Genomic DNA, 19,840 nt, shown 5'->3' on the forward strand with positions numbered 1-19,840 from the left:
AGGCGGGAGGACGGCATGGCACCAAGCGTGGCGATCGTCGGTGCGGGGTTCGGTGGGCTGTGCATGGCGATCCGGCTCGAACGCGCCGGCATCCGGTCGTACACGGTCTTCGAGAAGGCCGGTGATCTCGGCGGCACCTGGCGGGACAACAGTTATCCGGGGGCCGGGTGCGACATTCCCTCACATCTGTACTCGTACTCATTCGAGAAGTACTCAAGCTGGACGCGGCGCTATCCCGAGCAGCCCGAGATCCTCGGTTATCTCGAACACTGCGCGGACAAGTACCGCGTCAGGGAGAAGATCCGGTTCCGTACGGAGGTCAGGCGGGCGGAGTTCGACGGCTCGGGCTGGCAGGTCACCACGGCCACAGAGGACGGCGGCGAGCGGACGGAGCGGTTCGACGTGGTGGTCATGGGGGTGGGGCAGCTCAACCGGCCCCGGATGCCCGACATTCCTGGCATGTCAGATTTTGAGGGCGTCTCGTTCCACTCCTCCCGCTGGAACCACGAGCACGACCTCACCGGCAGGCGTGTCGCGGTCATCGGGAACGGATCGTCGGCGGCCCAGTTCATCCCGCGCGTCGCCGAACGGGCGAGGCACCTCCACGTCTTCCAGCGCACGCCCAACTGGGTCATCCCCAAGCCGGACGCCACGTTCGGGCCGCTGGTCAGGTTCGCCTTCCACTACGTGCCGGGGCTGCAGCGCGCGTACCGCGAATGGATCTACCGCTACGCAGAAGGCACCCTCTACCCCGCGCTCGCCCAGGGCTGGAGCGAGGGGCTGCTCAAGCAGCGGGCGCTGCGCCACCTGCGCGACCAGGTGCCCGACCCCGAGCTGCGGGCCAGGCTCACGCCCGACTATCCGCCCGGGTGCAAGCGGGTCGTCATCGACAGCTCCTTCTATCCGGCCCTGACCAGGCCCAATGTGTCACTCGTCACCGACAAGATCGTCCGGATCACGCCCGGGGGCGTCGAGACCACCGAAGGCTCGTACGAGATCGACACCATCGTCTACGGCACCGGCTTCAGGAGCACCGAGTTCCTCGCGCCGATGGAGGTGGTCGGACGCGACGGGCTCTCCCTGGAAGAGCGGTGGAAGGACGGCGCCGAGGCCTATCTGGGCATCTCGCTGCCGGCCTTCCCCAACCTGTTCATGCTGTACGGGCCCAACACCAACCTCGGGCACAACTCCATCGTCTTCATGATCGAATGCCAGGTGAACCACATCATGGCGTGCCTGCCGTACCTGGCCGGGCACGGGCCCATCGAGGTGCGGCCTGAGGCGATGGCGGCCTGGCGGCGGCAGCTCGACGCGGCCATGTCGCGGATGGTGTGGGGTGAGGGGTGTCAGAGCTGGTACAAGACGGCCGACGGGCGGGTCACGAACAACTGGCCGGGGCAGACGACGCTCTACCGCCGGCTCACGGCCCGGCCGCCGCAGCCGGCGTACCGGAGCGCCGGGGCCACGTAGATCGGGGCCACTGGGCTGAGATCACCCGGCCAAGGTCCCCTGTCGGCTGAGGTCGCCCGGCTGGTCACCTCGTCGGTGGTCCGCCGCCGGCGCGCAGGTGGAAGCAGCGGAGGTCGGCGATCTCCGTGAGCAGGGCGGCGGCGCGGACGGACACCTCGCCGTGCGCGGTGACCGGGGACCGGGCGAGGTCGGCGGCGGTGTCGAGGTCGCCCTGCTCGTATCGGAGGGTGGCCAGGGCGAGTCGGGCGAGGTCGCGGGTGGCCGGGTCGGCGCCGTCGATGACCTCGCCGAACCACCAGGCCGCCTCCTCGACCTCCCCTTGCGCCGAGGCCACCTCCCCCAGCCACAACTTGACCTCCGCCGCCGGCCCTTCCGTCTGCTCGTCGACCGCCTCCGGCACGAGGTCACCAGTGCTGGGACGCGGCGCGGTCTCGTCCGTGGCCGAAAGTGGTGCGGGGGCCGGGTCGGGGACGGTGGCGGGTGGGCGGGCGGTGGAGAGGACGGCGAGGCTGTCGCGGATCTCCGCCGCCGCGTCCTCGTCCCCCGACTCCGCCGTCTCCGCCAACGCCTGTTCCAGCAGCCCCCGCCCCTCCTCGTACGCCCCCGTCACCACCCTGATCCGCCCCAGCAGCGCCATCGCGAACGGCCGGTACTCGGCGTCCCCCTCCCGCACCAGCGGCTCGACCATCTCGGCGGCGGCACTGAGCTTGTCCTGCTTCATGAACAGGCTGGCCAGGTAGGCCCGCGCCATCGGCATCACGTACGGGACGTCCCCGGCCAGCGCCTGCCACAGCAGCGCCCGCGCCTCGTCGAAGCGGCCCTCCATGTACCGGATCCGCCCGAGCCGCGCCTGCGCGGCGGGCAGGAGGCCGGGCTCCAGGGTGGCGGGCGGCCGGGCGAGCAGTTCTTCTAGCAGTTCGCCCGCCGTGTCCATCTCGTTCATGTCGTGCAGGAAGTCGCACGCCCGCAGGTAGGCGAAGCCGGTCCCCTCCGGCAGGCCCAGCTCGCGGGTACGGGACGTCGGCGTGCCGAGGGAGGCCAGCCGTTCCCGCATGGTTTCGAGGCGGGCCACGGCGCGCTGGAGATCACCGTCCCGTACCGCCAGCTTGGCCTGTTCGACCAGCGCCAGCGCGGCGAACTCGGTGAGCGTGGAGCCGGCGGCGGCGCTCAGGTCGGCGCCGGCCTCCTCGGTCCGGCCGGCGTCGAGGAGCAGGGCGGCGCGGCGCAGCAGCGCGACGGCGGAGATCTGCGCGTCGTCCGCCGCGCCGGCCGCTTCGAGCAGGTCCAGGACGCCCTCGTCGCGCCCCTGGTCGGCGCGGACGGCGGCCAGGCCGATCTGAGCCAGCGGCGACCAGTACGGGTGGTCGCGTTCGATGGCCTCCTGGAAGCGCCGCTCGGCCTCGTCCGGGCGGCCGAGCTCGATCATCAGCTCGCCGAGCATCTCGGCGGCGCGCGGGCCGTGGTCGGGGTGCGGCGCCCCCGCCACCTCGTTGAGCAGCGTCTCGACGACGGCCAGCGGCGGCGAGGGGAGCTGGTCGAGCAGGGCGGCGAGGTCGAGCTTGGCCATGGGCGCCCAGTAGTGGTTGCCGGAGTCGATGGCCCGCCGGTACGCCACCTCCGCGCCCGCTGTCTCCCCCAGGCCGCTGAGCAGGTCGCCGAGGAGGTCGGCGGCGCGGGGCGCGTGGTCGGGATGCTCCTCGGCCATCACCTCTTCGAGCAGCAGCCGCGAGCGCGGGGCCTGCTCGGCGTCCTGCTGCGCGAGCAGGACGGCCAGCTCGATCTTGGCCATCGGCGACCAGTAGGCGTTGCCCGCGTCGACGGCCGCCTGGTAGGCGTCCCGCGCGCCGGCGAAGTCCCCTTGCAGGGCGAGCAGGTTGCCGAGCAGGCTGCTCGCGCGCGGGGCGAAGTCGGGGTGGCCCTCGGCCACGATCGCGTCCAGCAGCTCCCGCGTGGTCTCGGCGTCGCCCTCCCGGTAGGCGAGGTCGGCGAGGTCCAGCCGGGCGGCGGGGGCCGCGCCAGGATGGCCGGAGGCGGCCGCCTGCCCGAGCAGCTCCCTGGCGGTGTCGAAGTCCTGCTCCACCAGGGCCAGCCCGCCCATGGCCGCGTGCAGCAGCGGCAGCACGCGCGGGTCCTGCGACTCGGCGACCGACTCCAGCAGCCGGCGCGCGTCGGTCATCTCGCCCCTGCCGACGAGCAGGCCGCTGAGCAGCGTGCGCGCCAGCAGCGGGGCCAGCGACTCCCCCGCGCCGCGCAGCGCCTGGAACATCTCCTGCCGCTCCCCGGAGAGCAGTCCGGGCCCGTCGGGACGGCCCGCGCCGGCGTGTTCGTCGCGCAGCCGCTGGAATCTGCGCTCGCGCTCGTTGCCGGGGCCGTGCTGACGCCCGGGCTCGACGGCCGACTTGCGCACGCCGGTCTCGGCCGGTCGCGGATCGTCCGCCGCGGCGGCCTCCGTCAGCAGCTCGATCGCCTCGTCCTGCCGGCCCTGCCTGATGCGCACCATGGCGAGCTGGACCTCGGCCAGCAGCCCCGGCGGCGCGTCCGGGTCGTCGAAGAGCGGTTCGAGCACCTCGGCCGCGCGGGTCATGTCGCCGATGTTGAGCAGCAGCGGCCCCAGCTCGTACGCGGCCAGCGTCACGACCTCGGCGATCCCCGAGACCTGCGCCTCCTCCAGCAGCTCACGCGCCCGCGCGAAGTCGCCCTCCAGCCCCTCGACCGAGCCGAGCAGCACGGTGGCCCACGCCCTGATCTCCGGCTCGCCCGCCAGCTCCCGCGCCCTGGCGGCCGCCTGCCTGACCACGCCGGACTGCCCCTGGACGAACGCCGTGTACGTGAGCGTCAGCAGGTCCTCGGCCGGCGCGTCCGCCACGGCCCGCTCCCAGGCGGCCTGGGCGATCGGCCGCGCGGCGACCACGTCGCGGTCGCCCGAGGCCAGCGCGACGAGGTAGTTGTGCGGCCGGTACGCGGCCCCGCCGCCGGGCGCCCATACCCGCAGCATGGGGTGGACGTTGCCGTCGAGCTGTTCGAGCGCCCACGCGAGCCCGGCGGCGAAGGCGGCGTCAGGGTCGGCGTTGGGCAGTTCCTCGGCGAGGCGGGCGGCCGACAGCTCGCGCAGCGCCGGCTCGCCGATCGGCGTGCGCACGCCGGTCCTGCTCCAGTCGATCGCGGCCTGGAGCACGGCCAGGCCCTCCCTGGAGTCGGGGTAGCGGTAGTGGACTTCGAGCTGCCGGGCCCCGACCAGCACCTCGCCCACTCCCCGTTCGGTGAAGTCGTCGTCGGGGTAGAGCTCGGCGGCGCGCGGCCGGTCCTCCTCGGCCAGCGCGGCCGGGACCTCCACCTGCGCGGCCCTGGTCAGCACCGCCTCCGTCGTCTTGGCGACGTGGGTGCTCTGGGCGACGAGGGTGCGGTAGACGGTGCCGCGCATGGTCGCGACGACCGTGATCGGCGGGTCGTGCGCGGCGATCCGGTCGAGGCTGGCGGTGTTGAGGCTCTGGGCGCTGAGGAACTCGTCCAGGTTCTCCAGCCACATGACCGCGCCCTGGGGCGGCAGCGGCAGCGTCAGCTTGGACAGCTCGTCGACCGTGCCGGTCCTGGCCCACGGGACGATGATCGCCGCGTCCGGCCGCTCCCGCCGCAGCAGCTCGACGAGTGAGCGGGACTTGCCGGCCGCCGAGGGGCCCATGGCCACCACGAACGGGTGCGCCAGCGCCGCGGCCAGCTCCTCGTCCACCCGCCTGCGCGGCACGTACACGGGTGGGTCCCCGCGGGCGCCGCGCGCCACGGTGACGCCGAGGTCGTGCACGTCGGCGTCGCGCACCCGGGGCAGCTCGCCGCCGGCGCTCAGCGGGAGTGTGGTCAGCGCCTCGACCCGGGCCCGGTCCTGCCTGGTGAACGGCCTGCGCAGCCCACCGGGCAGCCCTGGCAGGCGGGCCGCCAGGTCGTCGGCGGCGATGGCGAAGCCGGTACGCGGATCTCCCGACCTGCGTACCTCCACCCGCCTGACGACCATGCCGATGACGCCGTCGAGCGCGTGGTCGTACACCGGCGCCCCCGAGAAGCCCGCCTCCAGGTTGATGCCCTCGCGGGAGACCAGCGCCAGCCAGCCCTGGCCGGTGACCGCCTGGACGAAGCCGGTGGACGGCACGGCGTCATGGTCGAACCCCCTCGGATAGCCGTGGACGGTGACGTCGTGCCCGCGCGTCCCCCTGGCCGTGCAGAGCGGGGCGGGGACGGCGTCCGCCGGCGGCTCCTCCAGCAGCTCCAGCACGGCGATGTCAGGCCCGGGGAACCAGCCGCCCGGCGCCACCACGGCCTGGATCGGCACGTTGCCGCAGAACTGGAAGCTGACGTCCAGCGGCACCGCCGGCGGCTCGGCGGGCAGCGGCTCGTCCTCCGGCTGACCGGGTACGCAGACGTGGGCGCAGGTCAGGACATGTCGTCCCGCGGCGAGCAGGCCGGCCCCGATCTCGCCCGCCGGGTCCTCGGGGGCGGCGCGGACGCGTACCAGCCAGGGCGGCCGGTCGGGATCGGGCGGGCGTGTCATGGGGCCTGGCTGTTCCAGATGAGCTTGACCGTGAAGTGGCCCTCGATGGCGGTCTTGGCCACCATCACGCCGGCCTGGGCGTTGAGCTTCAGCCCGAACTCGATCTCGTGGGCGTCCGGCGCGAGCCTGCGCACGGCCTCGACCACGGGCTTCACCGTGGTCAGCGTCTTGTCGAGGACCTCCTCCAGGTGCTTGCCCGCGTCGATGATGCCGTCGCCGCGGGAGATCCTGGCGGTGCCGTACGCGTCGTCCTCGACCTCCACCAGCAGCTCGGCCCCCTCGTCGGTGCTGAACCGCACAACTCTGCTCACGCGAACCGTCCCCCTTTTTCGCGGATGCGCCCGGTGGCCTCCGATTTACTATCGCTGGGTGACGGTTGTTCGTAACCCCGATCCGGCGGTGGGGCTCGCCGTGGGCACGGCGTGGACGGCGGCGGCCGTTGACGGCGTGCCGGGTGCGCCGGTGCCGTCGCCCGAGGTGATCGACGGCCGGTTCCTGGCGCAGCTGCTGGGCGGGCTGGGCTCGGCGGGGGCGCTCGTGTGCGCCGTACCTGATCACTGGCTGCACGGCGGGGCGCGGGGCGCGCTGGAGCGGGAGCGGCTGGACGGGCTGCTCGCCGGCTGCGGGCTGCCGCCGCCGGTCTTCCTGGGGCACGGGGAGGCGGTCGTCGCCGGGTGCGAGGGGGTTTTCGCGGTCTGCGACGCCGGCACGGACGCCGTCTGCGTGACGTTGTGCCTGGCCGAGGGCGGTGAGATGGCCGTGGCCGACTCCGAGCGGGCCGGCGTGGAGTGCTATGAGCGGCGGCTGGCGGACGGGCGGCCGGTTGCGGAGTTCGCGCATGCGCTGCGCAGGGAGGTGCTGGAGCGGCCCGAGCGGGCCGGGCTGGTGCTGCCTCGGGCGCGTGAGCTGGACCGGTACCGCGCCACGCTCGTCTACGAGCCGCTGCTGGCCAGGGGGCGGGCCCGGGTGACGGCGGGGCAGGTGCTCGACGGTTTCGAGCCGGTGGCGGCCGCCCTGCGCGACGCCGTGGCCGCGCTGCTGTCCCGTCATCCGGGGCTGGAGCCTGAGGTGGTGGTCGCGGGCGGCGCCGGGGTGCCGTCGCTGGTCCGGGCCGCCGTGGTGGAGGGGGTGTCCGCGGCCGGGCGCCTTCCGCGTGGGGTGCGCGAGGTGGGCGCCGACGCCGTCGCCCGGGGGGCGGCGCTGATCGCGGCGGGGACGGTGCGGGCGCGCGAGCCCGGGCACTCTTCCGTACGGCTGGCCGGGCGGCGGGTCGCCGGGGGGCTGCTGCGGTCGTGGGAGATTCCGGTGGCGGCTAGCGGGCGGGGCGTCAGGGCCGTGGTCGAGGTGCTGTCCGAGGGGCGGGCGCTGGAGGTGGAGAGCACGCCGGAGCCATCGCCGACCGCCCCGGGACCGACGAGGGCCTTCCCGGGGTCCACTGTTCCGGCGGGGCGGTTGGCCGTTGCGGGGCCGGCGGTGCCTGAGGGGCCGGTGGAGGTCACGTACTGGCCGGATCGGCGTGGTGGCGGGGTCGTCGTCGTACGGGGTGACGGGGGCGGTCCGGCGCTGGCGTACGTACTGGAGGAGCGGCACGGCGATGGATGAACTGAGGCGGCGGATCACGGCGGCCGTGGAGGCGGGCGGCAGGGAAGCCGCTCTCGACGCGCTGCGCTGGGCCGCGGCGTGGGCGGTGGCCGAGCTCGAACGCGCGGAGCCCGGCGGCGGCCCGGTGGCGGCGCTGGACGGCGTCATCCGGCTCGACGACGCGATCACCGAGCTCGCGGGCCTGTCCAGCGCGGTGTCTGGGCTGCTCGCCGAGGCGGACGCCGGGCCCGAAGTGGAGGAGTACCTGCGTACCAGGCAGGAGGACCTGGCGGCGCTCGGGGAGTCGCTGTCCGCGTTGCGGGCCCGGCGCGCGGCGCTGGGTGAGCGCGAGGAACGGGTGCGCGCGGCGGTGGACGAGCACGCCGAGCTGTCCGAGCAGGTCACCCGGCTGCGCAGGGCCGAGCGGCTGGCCGGGGCGCTCGGGGAGCTGGCGGCGCAGCGCGCCCTGATCGAGCGGCGGCTGGCCGAGATCGGTCCGCCGGTCGCGGCTGCCGAGGAGGGCGTGTTCGCGGGCTCGGAGGAGCTGCTTCTGCTGAGCGAGGAACGGCGGGCGGCGCTGACGCCACGGGTGCGCGAGTCCCTGGAACGGGCCGCGACGGCGCAGTCCTCACTCCGCGCGGCCGAAGAGGCGATGGCACGGGCCGAGGCCGACGCGACGGCCGCCACCGCCCGCTTCGCCGAGCTGGCCGACCTGCGGGAGCAGCGGCTTGAGTCGGCCAAGGCGTACGCGCGCGCCGACAGGGAGATCGCCGACGCCCTCGCCGGGCTCGGTGCCGGGCTCTCCGGTGCGGAGCGGGCGCGGGTGTTGCTGGACGGGATCGACGAGCGCCTGCGCGAGGTGGACGCGGCCCTGGCGGGCGCGCTCGCCGACCACGAGACCCACGCGCGCCGGCCCCGGGTGCCGTGGGGCGACGACATCACCAGGGCCCGCGCCTGACCCCCACCGATCACGGGCCGGGTCAGGAGATCAGGAGTTCCGCCTCCTCCGCCAGGCGTTCCAACTCCCTGGCGACCAGCTGGTTGAGCTGCCGGGCGATGTCGCCGTCGTCGTCGGCGGCGAACTGGCGGCCCAGGCTGGTGGCGAGGGCCGCCTCGTTGCCCGCCGCCTTCTCGCGCAGCTTCGCCACGAGCTTGTCCTCGCTGCGCAGCTCCCTGACCATGGCGGGCAGGTTGACGTCGCCGATCCGTTCCTTCGCCGCCTCCATACCGACGAACAGCGCCCAGAGGCCGGCCACGAAGGCGATGATCACGCCGAGCGGGCCGGTGGTGGCGATGATGGCCACCCCGCCGCCGAACAACGTCATCGCCAGCACCCCCGCGACCGCCACCCCCACGGTCGCCGCGATGCCGGTCAGCATGCCGGTGGCCGGGCCGACGTCCACGCTGATCCGCCAGTCCTTCGAGCCGCTCAGCCGGATCGGGCTCAGCGCCATCGACGCGGGCGGGACGTGCCAGCGCTCGCACACGGGCCTGGTCAGCTCGTTGATGTCGGGCAGCAGGTCGTTCTGCCAGGCCACGACCACCTTGGTGATCGTCGGGTTGTCGGGGTCGGTCAGCTCGCCGTGCACCCCGGCGGCGACCTCCTTGGCGACGTCGTTCAGCGTCCTGATCGATCCGCTGCGCCAGCGGCGCATCGCGCCGACGATGTGCCGGTCGGTGATGCCGTCGGCCGCCGCCCGCCCGAGCTCGTCCGTCAGCGCGGGCAGCCGGTCGGCGATGAGCGACTCGATCCGGTCGCCCTCGAGCAGCTTCCTGACGTCCTTGCGGAAGCCCTCCGCCCGCACGCTGGTGCGCCCGGCCAGGGCGAGCCCCCGCGCGATGGCCACCTCCGGCTCCGCGCCCAGCAGCACGCGGTCGTCGCCGAAGACCTCGCTGGTGATCTCCTGCACGAACCGCATCCGCGAGGCCCCTCCGGTCAGCAGCACCACGTCGGGGTCCGCCGGCATCTCGTCGGCGGCCTGGATCAGGTCGTCCCGGTACGCCTGCCGCCACGACCGCTGCTCCAGCGCCGGCTGCGGCGTGTCGAGGACCTCCGCCATGTCCGCGCCCGACAGTTCGATCACCACGAGCACCCTGCCGGTCGCGTCGAACACCGGGTGGGTGACCACGACCATCTCCCTGGCGTCGCGGACGAAGCGCTCGGGGTCGGTGCGGAAGAACTGCTCCTTGGCCTGCCGGCAGCGCAGCTCCAGCTTGAGGCGTTCGGTGGTGTCGTCGAGCGCCTCTTCGAGCCGGGCCCGTTCCGGGTGCCGTTCCACGACCCTGGCCAGGATGCTCTTGTCGATCAGGTGCGCGCCCAGCCTGGTGCCGTAGTCGAACGGCCGGGCGCTGCGGCCGATCACGGCGGTGAAGTCGGTGGTGGAGGAGCCGAGGTCGGTGACGAGGACCGAGCCGAGCAGCCGGTCCACGTCCACGCGCACCTCGCCGGCGTCCCTGGCGTACAGGAGGGCGGCGCGCGATTCCGGCACCACGGTCACCGGCCCGCGCACGGCGTCGGCGAGCACCTGGGCGTAGGCGTCCATGGTGTCGCGGTCCCAGCCCGAGGGCGCGCCGAAGACCCATTCGACCCGTTTGGCGGCGGGTACGGTGCGCATGTCGTCGATGTCCTGCCTGATCTTGCCGACGAACAGGTGCACCGGGCGGCGGACCTCCTCCCGGTCGACGTACGGCGACTTGAACGCCAGGTAGAGCCGGTCGACGTCCCTCGCCCACACGGCGTCCTCACCGACCAGCACCGTGCCGGTTCGCCCGGCGTCCGGCGGCTGGGTTTCGGGTGGCAGGGTGGCGACGGCGGTGACGTGCTGGCGGCCGCCGCGGCCCTTTAAGTCGATCACGTTGGGCACGCTGTTCTTGCCCGTGTGCGCCCACGCCACAGCGGTCTCCCCGTGGCCGAGGTCGAAGCCGACGACGACGGCGTCAGACGTCTTGCTCATTTCTCTCCCCCTCCTGGCCGGACTCCGGCCGCACCTCCTGATCGGGCTCCGGGAGCACCGCGAACGCCTCGCCGCGGCGCAGCAGCTCTCCTCGCGTGGTGAGCGCCGGTCGTCTCGTCCGGCCCGAGTCCGCTGGACGTACGCAGTCGTGGATCTCGAACAGCTCGCCGTTGTGCCCGTCGTACGTCACCACGTCGATGCCGTGCCGCTGGCGCAGCGTGGTGCGCAGGTCTCCGACGTAGGCCAGCGCCAGCTCGCCGTCCCCGGTGTGCTCCGCGCCGAGCAGCAGGTGCAGGTGGCCGATCAGCTCGGCGTCGGCGGCCCACGGCTGGATCACCTTCTGCGGTGGTGGCGGCTGGGCGAAGGCCAGGAGCCTGCGGGCCGCCGCGAACGCGCTCTTGGCGGCCTCGCTCAGCGTGGAGACGTGTACGCGCGGCGGCTCCTGAGCGCGTTCCTGGGCCGGAGGCGGCTCCGAGAAGATCGGCAGCCGGATCCTGGGCAGCGGCAGGCCGGGACCCCGTTCCTGCGGACGCCGTTCCTGCGGGCGCCCTCGGCGGGGCTGCGGCGTGCGCAGGGCGGCGAGTGAGGCCAGCAGCGCGGTCCTGAGCAGGGCGATCGTGGCCGCCTGCCGCTCGGTGTCCTGCCCGCCCGGCGGGGTGCCCTCGTGGACGTAGCGCTCGAAGTCGTCGAAGGCCTGACGCAGCGCCTTCTTCGCCTCCTCCACCGTGACCTCCTCGGCCTCCGGCAGGGTGCCGAGCGGGTCGGCCTCCTCCAGCAGCGTCAGGAACTGCTCCTCGTTCACGCCTGTCCACTCCTGCCTGACGATCGGGTGAAGTCGCGGGCCCAGAGCCGGACCAGCCCGTCGGCGCCCGCGCTGAGCAGCCGGTCCGCATGCGAGGCGACCGCCTTGACGGCGGCGGGCGCGTGCGTGCCCACCGCGAATCCGGCGCCCGCCACGGATCCCGAACCCACGGATCCAGCGCCTACCGCGGATGCCGTGCCCACCGCGGGTCCCGTGCCCGCCCACGGGTGGCAGCGGATCAGCCCGGTGTCGTCGCCGGTGACGATCACGCCGTCGTCGCGCAGCGCCACCGTGCGGATCGGCCGGCCGGTCGTGGGGGACGCCACGGGAAGTGCCGTGACGTGGCCGGCGGTCAGGTCGCAGCGGGCGACGGTGCCGTCGACCTGGCCGATCGCCAGCGTCCTGCCGTCCGGGGCGAAGGCGAGGGCGGTGATCCGGCCGGCGGCCTTGATCGCGCGGATGCGGTCGCCGGTGTGGCCGTCCCAGAGGCGGATCGTGCCGTCGGTGCCGCCCGTGGCGACGATCGTGCCGTCGCCGGTCACGGCCAGGGCGCTGGCGGCGGCGATCGTGACGTCCACGTGGAAGGCGTCCCCGCCGGAGTCGGTGGGCGTGCGCCAGAGCGCGCCGGTGCCGTCCAGGCTGAACACGGCGGTGTCTCCGGCATGCACGGCGATGACCCGGTCGAGGTGGGCCACCAGCGGGCGGGGCTCAGTGTCGTCCCCACGCAGGCGCCGGCACAGGACCACGCCCCTGCCGTCGCCGCTGACCACGAGGTCGTCGTTCAGGTCCACGGCGGTCACGCGGGCGGTGTGGCGGGAGTCGAGGGACAGCCGGACGGCGCCGGGCAGGGCCCACGCGGTCACCGACCCGTCCGCGCCACCTGCCGCGACGAAGGCCCGCCCGTCCCTCAGCACGCCGGCCGCACCCGCCGTGATCCCGCCCCGCACCCGCACCATCTCTGAGAGATTGGGCGGCGGCTCCCGGGTGGTGGGAGGGCGGGCGAGCAGGAGGCGGGATCCGGGATGGTGGTGCCGCATGGTCTCGGCGACGGCGTCCGCGAGTGGCCAGCCGGGTAGGCGGTTGATGACGGTCACCTGATCGTCCCGCGTGGCGAGCCCGCTCAGGGTCGGTGCGAACGTCTCCGTCAAGTAGGTGACGGGCCGTACCCCGATCCCGCCCGCGAGCGTGAAGGCCCGTTCCACCGGATCGCCGGATAAATCCGGCACCAGCGACCGCCACTCCACCACACGCAGCTCGGCCGACTCCACAGGCCCGGCTTCGCTGGTCAGGGCGAAGCGGGCAGCGGTGATCCGTTCCTCGGCGATCTCCACGACGACGACCTCGCCGGCCGCCCCGGCCTGTTCGGCTGCCTGGTGTGGGTCGGCGTCGGTGAGGTCCAGCGCCGCCAGCTCCCGCGCCACGTCCTGCTCGGCAGTACGCCGCTCCTCCATCTGGACAGGCCCGGCCCGCACCAGCGCCTCCAACCCCGAGCCCAAGTGGGCGGCGCGGGTGGCGGCCAGCAGGTCGTGGGCGCGTTGGCCGGTTGTCAGTCGTTCGGTGAACTCGCGTTCGTCGGCCGCCGTGAGACGGCCCAGCACGGGTGGGCCGTACAAGGTCCAGCCGCACGTCCGGCAGTCGGGAGGCTCGCCGGCGGCGGTGGTGAGGCACACGGGGCAGCGCGGGGGCGCGTCAGCGGGGGGCATGGGGCACGTCCTCGTGGGTGATCGTGGACAGGTCGTGCGCACCGTTCGCGGTGCGCCTGGCCAGCCCGGTCTCCAGCCGTTCCAGCAGCTTGCGCACCGTCCTGGCGTTGCCGAAGGCCGCACCGCCGGCCTCGCGTTCTGCGGCCAGCCAGTCCGCCGCCTTCTCGACGGCGGCGGCGGTGAGCGTGTAGCCCTGGGCGGCGGCGGCGATCCGCAGGATCTCGGTCAGCTCGCCGGTCGTGTAGCCGGGGAACTCGATCCGTTCGGCGAAGCGGGAGCGCAGCCCGGGGTTGGCGGCGAGGAAGTCGTCCATCTCGCGCGGGTAGCCGGCCGCGATCACCACCAGTTCGCCCCGGTGGTCCTCCATCTCCTTGACCAGGGCGGTGATCGCCTCCTGCCCGTACGGGTCGTGGCCTCCGCCCTCCGACAAGCCGTACGCCTCGTCCACGAACAGCACCCCGCCCAGCGCCGACCGTACGGCCTCGCGGACCTTGACCGCGGTGTGGCCGAGGTACTCCCCGACGAGGTCCGCCCTGGACACCTCGCGGACCGCGCCGGTGCGGAGCAGGCCGAGCGCGGCGAAGACGCGTCCCACGACCCTGGCCACGGTGGTCTTGCCGGTGCCCGGCGGTCCGACGAACAGCAGGTGGGGCGCGATCAGGTCCTGCCCCGTCCGCCTGCGCCCGCGCAGGGCCAGTACCTGGTACAGGTCCCTGACCAGGTCCTTGACGCCGGACAGCCCCACCATCGCGTCGAGTTCGCTCAGCAGTTCGGCGGGATCGGGCGGGCCGGCGGAGGCCGCGTCCGGCAGCAGCCCGGCCAGGTGGGACGGCTCCAGCGGCCGGTCGGGGTCGCCGTCCTCGGCCCACCGGTCGTACAGCTCGCCGGCCAGGTTGCGCATGACCCTGGCGTTGCCGAATTCGGTGCCGGCCTCGTCCCTGACCTTGGTCACCACGGCTCTTAAAGCGGGCTCGGTCTCGGGGGTCCAGGTCAGGCCGCGGTCGGCGAGCATGCCGAGCAGGATCGCGAGCAGCTCGCCCGGCTCGTAGTCGGGGAACTCGATCACGTTCGTACGGGGGAAGCGGCTGCGCAGGCCGGGGTTGGCGTCCAGCAGGCGTTCCATGGGCTCGGGATAGCCGGCCAGGACGGCGACGAAGTCCTCGCGGCCGCTCTCCAGCAGGGAGACGAGCGTGTCGATGGCCTCCTGGCCGTAGCCGGGCCCCTGCTGGACCAGCCGGTACGCCTCGTCGATGAACAGCACCCCGCCCCGCGCCTCCTCGACCCTGGCGGTGACCTCGTGCGCGGTGTTGCCGACGAAACGAGAGACGATCGTGGCCAGCTCCGCCTGCACGACGTGGCCGCTGGGCAGCAGGCCGAGGTCGCGGTACATCTCCCCGACCAGCTCGGCCACGGTGGTCTTGCCGGTGCCGGGGTTGCCGGCGAACACCAGGTGGGGCGAGCCGCGCCCGGGCCCGCCGCGGCCCCGTTCGCGCAGCGCGCGCTCGGCGGCCAGCCGGGCGTTGAGCCGGCGTAAGTGCTGCTTGACCGGGGCCAGGCCGGGCATGCGCTCCAGCCGTTCCCACGGGTTGTCGTCGCCGTGGCCAGGCCGCTCCACCCAGCCGCGCTCGCGCAGCAGGCCGCGCCCGAGCGGCGTCCCCTCGGTGGCCAGGCGGGTGAGCCTGCTCTCCCAGACGCGCAGCGGCAGGCGGGCCGAGGCCAGGTCGCGGGCCAGCCTGGACACCTCGCGCGGGTCGGCCGGCGCCAGGCCCGAGCGCAGCCGCAGCAGGTGGACCAGCCGTTCGAGCTCGGCCGCGTCCGGCGGGCCGACGGCGAAGGCGCCGTGCCGCCCCGGCTCGCGCAGCCGCGTCAGATGGCTCTCCAGCCGGGGGAAGCCGTGCGTCGCGGCCACGGCGTCCTGCACGGCGAGCAGGGTCTGGTGCTTGAACAGCATGACGACGAGGTGGCCGCCGCTCCCGCCGAGCCAGCCGGACAGCGCGGCGGCGGCGTTGCGGACGGCGTTGGAGTGCCTGAGCCACTCGTCCGCCTCCAGGAACACGAGCGCCGTACGCGGCCCGCCCTCGCGCATGAACGAGTCCATGAGCCGCACCGCGGCCTCGTCCCCCAGCCCCTGGACCGGGACCGGCGCGGGAGCCGTGCCGAGGTCGGCGATGATCCCGTTCCCCATGGGCCCGGTGAGGCCGGACCGCATCCGGCGCGGACGGGCCTGGGCGGCCGGCCGGGGGCGGGACGACGCCCTGGAGCGCTCGTCGAGGAAGTAGACGTTCCACTTGACGCCGCTGAAGACGATCCGCTCGAAGCCCTCGGCGAGCAGCACGTCGCACAGCGCCTCGTCGATCCTGACGGCCCGGTAGTCGGCGCCGACGAACACGTCGTCCACGGCCTCGCCGTACAGGACGACGAGGGGCTCTCCCGCGCTGTCCAGCGCGGCCAGCCGGGCCGGCCGCGTCACCGCCCGGCCTCGTCATGGAACGTGCCAGGCCGGCTCGCGCGCTCCTGCCCGGCGGGCCCGCGCAACATCCGCATCTCGCGCAGGACGGGATCGGGCGCGCCGGGCTCGGTCTCGGGGTCGCTCACGTGGACGCCGTTGGCGCGCAGGTGGGCGGTGATCTCGCGGCTGCGGGCCAGCCGCTGGTCCAGCGAGCCGCTCTCCTCGTCGTACGAGATGACGCGCAGCGTGTTCTGGCTGTCGTCCGACTCGGCGGTGACGACCTCGATGACGATCTCGTCGCCGCCCGGGTGGCGCAACTTGGCGTAGAACGCCTCGCGCTGGTCCTGGCCGGCGTACCCGGTCTCGTTCTCCAGCAGCAGGAACCCGGCGAACTGGTCGAGCCTGGTGACCACGAAGTCGGCCAGGTTCACCCGGATCTGGGAGGCGAGCAGCCGCCGCTCGGCGCGCTCGGCGATCTCCGACCAGCGTTCGCGGTAGCGGGGGGCGGTGCTCTCGACGATCTCGCGCAGCTCCTCGACGCCGAGCGGGCCGGCCTCGTCGTGGACACGGTCGCGGACACGGTCGTAGGCGGCGGCCACCTCCGCGCGCAACTGCTCCAGCTCGCCCATCGACCAGTGGCCGAGGTCGAACCGCACGCCCTGCTCGGCCCCCTCCATGCCGGCGACGGACACGTCCATGTCCCGCTCGATCATGGCGCGTACGGTGTCGAGCTCCTGGGCGGCGTCGGAGCGGGCCCCGCTCCACTCGCGGTGGCGCAGCTCCAGGGTGACGCGCAGGTCGCTCAGCTCGTGGTAGACGGTCTGCGCCAGGCCCAGCGCGGCCTCGGGCGTGCCCTGGGCCAGGTTGCGCTCCACGGTGGCGAAGCGCTGCTCCAGGGCGGTCAGCCTGCCGGGCTCGTACCGTTCGTGGGGATAGGTCGCGGCGATGAGGTCGCGCAGGGCGCCCGCCTCGGCCAGCGTGGCGGCGGCGGCCTGGGCCGCCGTGCGCCGGCCGCCTTCGAGGTCGTCCAGGCGGCCCTCGAGCTTGTGCCGCTCGCCGCGTTCGGCGGCGATCTCGGCCCGGAGCGCGCGTTCGCGTTCGGCCAGCCTTCCGCTCAGCTCACGGCGCAGTTCGCGGTCGGCGGAGAGCATCCGCCTGGTCAGCTCCTCGCCGTGCTCGCGCAGCCGCCGGTTCGTCTCCTGCTCCAGCAGCCTGGTCTGCGTGCTGAAGCCGGCCACCACCTGCTCGACCCGCTCCTGCCGGTCGCGCATCTCCCCCAGGCTGTCCTGCGCGCCCTCCATGGCGCGCCGCCTGACCTCCTCCATGACGGAGTCGTCGATCGCCCAGCGGGCCAGCGGCGCGGCCACCCTCGTACGGAACCACTCCGACATGTCGACGTGGTACTGCTTCTTCCCGCTCATCGCATCCTGCCTCCGCCCGGCGTGACGTGCCCGGCCGCGCCGCCGGGCTCTGGTCCGGTGTCGAGCGCGCCGAGCAGGCCAGGGGGCGGGACGCCGACGAGAAGGACCTCCTCGTCGCGCACCCTGAGCTCGGCCTTGCGCGCGCCACCGGTGAAGTCGTGGCCGGCCAGGCGGCCGGTCAGGTGGTGCACCCGCTGGTTGGCGCTGCCGCGCAGGCCCCTGCCGTCGTCGCGGGCGGCCACGTAACGGCCGTCGATGAGGACGTCCAGCGCGGCGAGCAGATCGGGCACGCCGGTGGCGGGCGGGCGGGTGCGCAGGCGTTCGAGGCGGTGGCCGGTGAAGCAGATGACCGTGACGTCACGGACCAGCCGGGCCAGCCTGACCACCTCGGTCAGCCCCCGCGCCTGCTCCATGGGCTCGCCGCCGCTGAGGGTCAGGCCGTCCACCTGGGGGTCGCTCAGCAGTTCGGCGACGAGCGCGGCGGGTTCGACGAGGCGGGCGGGCCGGTCGGGGATCCAGTCGGGCGCCATGCAGCCCCGGCAGCGGAACGGGCACCCCTGCACCCACACCACCGAGCGGCGTCCCGGGCCCAGCACGGATGTGCCGACGCACGTCGCCGCGACGTTGAGAAGCGACCCCCCGTGTGACCGCCCGCAGGGCGGTAACGGTCGCTGGAAAGTGTTGGGCATGACACCCTCGCCAGGTCCAGCGATTCTCCCTGGTGGCAAATGTACACGCCCAGGGCGGGAAAACCGGAGTGCTTTGTGGAGCTGGAACGATCCCCGCGATACCGTCCGTCCCATGACGAACTCCCTGCACGAGCGCGCGATCGTGGCAGACACCCACAATGACCTCCTGATGGCCGTCTCGGCCAGACCGCCAGGTCAGTGGGCCTCGTTCTTCCGCGAGCGCTGGCTGCCCCAGCTGCGTGACGGCGGCGTGAACCTCCAGGTGCTGCCCGTCTTCATCGACGACCAGTACCGGCCCGAGGGCGCGCTGCGGCAGACGCTGCGCATGATCGAGTGTGCTCACGTGCTGGCCGAGGGGAACGCCGAGCACGTACGGCTCTGCCTCGACGCCGCCGACATCGACGGGGCGCTGGCCGACGGCAGGATCGCCCTGGTGCTGGCGATGGAGAGCATGCCGGGCCTCGACGCGAGCGTGGAGCTGATCTCGACCGTGCACCGGCTGGGCGTACGGGTGGCCTCGATCGCCCACTTCGGCCGCACGCCGCTGGCCGACGGCAGCGGCGAGGACGCGACCGGCAGCGGCCTGACCACGGACGGCGTCGCCGCGCTGGCCGAGATGGAGCGGCTCGGCATCGTCTTCGACGTCTCCCACCTGGGCGCCACCGGCGTCGAGCACGTGCTGGAGCTGGCCACCAAGCCGCTCATGGCCACCCACTCCTCCGCCCGCGCCCTGCGCGACCACCACCGCAACCTCACCGACGACCAGCTCCGCGCCGTGGCCGCCACCGGGGGCGTGATCTGCGTCAACTTCTTCGCCCCCTTCCTCGCCGAGGACGAGCGCGACATGACGCTCGACCGGCTGCTCGACCACATCGAGCACATCGCGTCCGTCGCCGGCATCGACCACGTGGGGCTCGGCCCCGACTTCATCCGCGAGGTGATGACCGACCTGACGCCCCCGTGCTGCGAGGACGTGCACATCAGGGGCCTGGACCCGAAGCGGGCCGTCCCCGGCCTGGAGGGCCCGTCCGGGCTGCCCATGGTGACCGAGGGCCTGCTGGCGCGCGGGCTCCCGGAGAAGGACGTCATGCAAATCATCGGCGGGAACGTGCACCGCTTCCTCGGGGAGCGGCTGGCATGAACGACCCCGCAGGCATGATCGAAGACCTCGAAGAGCTGGTCCTGTGCGAATCGTTCTCCAGCGACCTGGAGGCCGTCGCCCGCAGCGCGAAGGTCGTGGCCGCGATGGGCACTCGCCACCTGGGCACAGGGCCCGAGGTGCTGGTGATCGACGGCGTCACGCATCTGCGCTGGTCGTTCGGCACCCCCAGGGTGCTGCTGCTCGGCCACCACGACACCGTCTGGCCGATCGGCACCCTCGTCACCCACCCCTGGTCCCTGGTGGACGGCGTGGCCAGGGGGCCGGGGGTGTTCGACATGAAGGCGGGGCTGGTGCAGACGTTCCACGCCCTGGCGGGGCTCGACTCGCTCGACGGCGTCACGCTGCTGGTCACCGGCGACGAGGAGGTCGGCTCGATCACCTCGGCCCCGCTGATCCAGGAGACCGCGCGCGGGCTGGCCGCCGCCTTCGTCATGGAGGCCGGCGCCGACGGCGGCGCGCTGAAGACGGCCCGCAAGGGCACCTCGCTCTACCACGTCAAGGTGCACGGCAAGGCCGCGCACTCCGGCCTCGAACCGGAGAAGGGGGCGAACGCGGGGATCGAGCTGGCCCACCAGATCCTGGCCATCGCGGCCATGGGGGCTGGCGCGACCACCGTCACCCCGACGGCACTGTCGGGCGGCACCACGCACAACACGGTCCCGGCGGCGGCCCAGGTCGGGGTGGACGTGCGGGCGGCGGAGGTGGCCGAGCAGACCCGGGTGGACGCGGCCATGCACGCGCTGCGGCCGGTGGTGCCGGGCACCCGGCTGGAGATCCTCGGCGGGCCCAACCGGCCGCCGCTGGAGCCCTCGATGTCGGCCGGCCTGTTCGCGAAGGCGCAGGAGCTGGCGGCCGGGCTGGGGCTGGCGCCGCTGACGTCGGCCTCGGTGGGCGGCGCCTCCGACGGCAACTTCACCGCCGGCGTCGGCTGCTCGACGCTCGACGGGCTGGGCGGGGTGGGCGGCGGGGCGCACGCCGACCACGAGCACGTCGTCGTGGCCGAGATGCCAGGCCGCACCGCGCTGCTGCGGGCGCTGATCGAGGCGGTCCGCTAACGCGTGTCGGGGGC

General features: G+C 73.9%; 13 protein-coding genes. 5 read left to right on the forward strand and 8 right to left on the reverse strand.

Features of this window, described 5'->3' with window-relative positions; all coding sequences use genetic code 11:
- Nucleotides 1-15: 15 nt before the first annotated feature.
- The gene (locus tag AB0C28_RS12120; protein WP_358073981.1) at nt 16-1,470 is read left to right on the forward strand and encodes an NAD(P)/FAD-dependent oxidoreductase; all 1,455 of its coding nucleotides are present in this window, start codon (nt 16-18) and stop codon (nt 1,468-1,470) included.
- A 64-nt stretch (nt 1,471-1,534) separates the two neighbouring features.
- Here the strand turns inward: AB0C28_RS12120 and AB0C28_RS12125 are convergent, their stop codons facing one another.
- Together AB0C28_RS12125 and AB0C28_RS12130 are read right to left on the reverse strand one after the other, a co-directional pair.
- Nucleotides 1,535-6,010 (reverse strand): tetratricopeptide repeat protein, encoded by a 4,476-nt coding sequence (locus AB0C28_RS12125; RefSeq protein ID WP_358073984.1) that lies wholly within the window; start codon nt 6,008-6,010, stop codon nt 1,535-1,537.
- Nucleotides 6,007-6,321, reverse strand: coding sequence for a CU044_2847 family protein (locus AB0C28_RS12130; RefSeq protein ID WP_346101283.1), 315 nt, complete (start codon nt 6,319-6,321; stop codon nt 6,007-6,009). The genes AB0C28_RS12125 and AB0C28_RS12130 overlap by 4 nt, the downstream gene beginning before the upstream one ends.
- A gap of 58 nt (nt 6,322-6,379) precedes the next feature.
- Here AB0C28_RS12130 and AB0C28_RS12135 point away from each other — a divergent pair, with 58 nt between their 5' ends.
- On the forward strand, nt 6,380-7,612 hold the full coding sequence (locus AB0C28_RS12135; protein WP_357843970.1) for a hypothetical protein: 1,233 nt from the start codon (nt 6,380-6,382) through the stop codon (nt 7,610-7,612).
- Complete coding sequence (locus AB0C28_RS12140; protein WP_358073987.1) at nt 7,605-8,549, forward strand: hypothetical protein; 945 nt, start codon at nt 7,605-7,607, stop codon at nt 8,547-8,549. Before AB0C28_RS12135 ends, AB0C28_RS12140 begins: the two co-directional genes overlap by 8 nt.
- A gap of 22 nt (nt 8,550-8,571) precedes the next feature.
- Here the strand turns inward: AB0C28_RS12140 and AB0C28_RS12145 are convergent, their stop codons facing one another.
- The 6 genes from AB0C28_RS12145 to AB0C28_RS12170 are packed head-to-tail and all read right to left on the reverse strand — an operon-like array spanning nt 8,572 to nt 17,723.
- A complete protein-coding gene (locus AB0C28_RS12145) occupies nt 8,572-10,545 on the reverse strand; it encodes a hypothetical protein (RefSeq protein WP_358073990.1) in 1,974 nt (657 codons plus the stop codon).
- Nucleotides 10,529-11,347, reverse strand: coding sequence for a hypothetical protein (locus AB0C28_RS12150; protein ID WP_357843961.1), 819 nt, complete (start codon nt 11,345-11,347; stop codon nt 10,529-10,531). Before AB0C28_RS12150 ends, AB0C28_RS12145 begins: the two co-directional genes overlap by 17 nt.
- Nucleotides 11,344-13,050, reverse strand: coding sequence for a hypothetical protein (locus tag AB0C28_RS12155; RefSeq protein ID WP_358073993.1), 1,707 nt, complete (start codon nt 13,048-13,050; stop codon nt 11,344-11,346). Before AB0C28_RS12155 ends, AB0C28_RS12150 begins: the two co-directional genes overlap by 4 nt.
- Nucleotides 13,037-15,520 (reverse strand): AAA family ATPase, encoded by a 2,484-nt coding sequence (locus tag AB0C28_RS12160; RefSeq protein ID WP_358073996.1) that lies wholly within the window; start codon nt 15,518-15,520, stop codon nt 13,037-13,039. The genes AB0C28_RS12155 and AB0C28_RS12160 overlap by 14 nt, the downstream gene beginning before the upstream one ends.
- Nucleotides 15,517-16,920 (reverse strand): hypothetical protein, encoded by a 1,404-nt coding sequence (locus tag AB0C28_RS12165; protein WP_358073999.1) that lies wholly within the window; start codon nt 16,918-16,920, stop codon nt 15,517-15,519. Before AB0C28_RS12165 ends, AB0C28_RS12160 begins: the two co-directional genes overlap by 4 nt.
- A complete protein-coding gene (locus tag AB0C28_RS12170; RefSeq protein ID WP_358074001.1) occupies nt 16,917-17,723 on the reverse strand; it encodes a 4Fe-4S single cluster domain-containing protein in 807 nt (268 codons plus the stop codon). The genes AB0C28_RS12165 and AB0C28_RS12170 overlap by 4 nt, the downstream gene beginning before the upstream one ends.
- Between AB0C28_RS12170 and AB0C28_RS12175 the strand changes: the two genes are divergently transcribed.
- Together AB0C28_RS12175 and AB0C28_RS12180 are read left to right on the forward strand one after the other, a co-directional pair.
- On the forward strand, nt 17,722-18,750 hold the full coding sequence (locus AB0C28_RS12175) for a membrane dipeptidase (RefSeq protein ID WP_358074004.1): 1,029 nt from the start codon (nt 17,722-17,724) through the stop codon (nt 18,748-18,750). The genes AB0C28_RS12170 and AB0C28_RS12175 overlap by 2 nt on opposite strands.
- Nucleotides 18,747-19,826 (forward strand): M20/M25/M40 family metallo-hydrolase, encoded by a 1,080-nt coding sequence (locus tag AB0C28_RS12180; RefSeq protein ID WP_358074007.1) that lies wholly within the window; start codon nt 18,747-18,749, stop codon nt 19,824-19,826. The genes AB0C28_RS12175 and AB0C28_RS12180 overlap by 4 nt, the downstream gene beginning before the upstream one ends.
- Nucleotides 19,827-19,840: the final 14 nt, after the last annotated feature.

Source organism: Nonomuraea sp. NPDC048892, assembly GCF_040649735.1.
GTDB lineage: Bacteria > Actinomycetota > Actinomycetes > Streptosporangiales > Streptosporangiaceae > Nonomuraea > Nonomuraea maheshkhaliensis.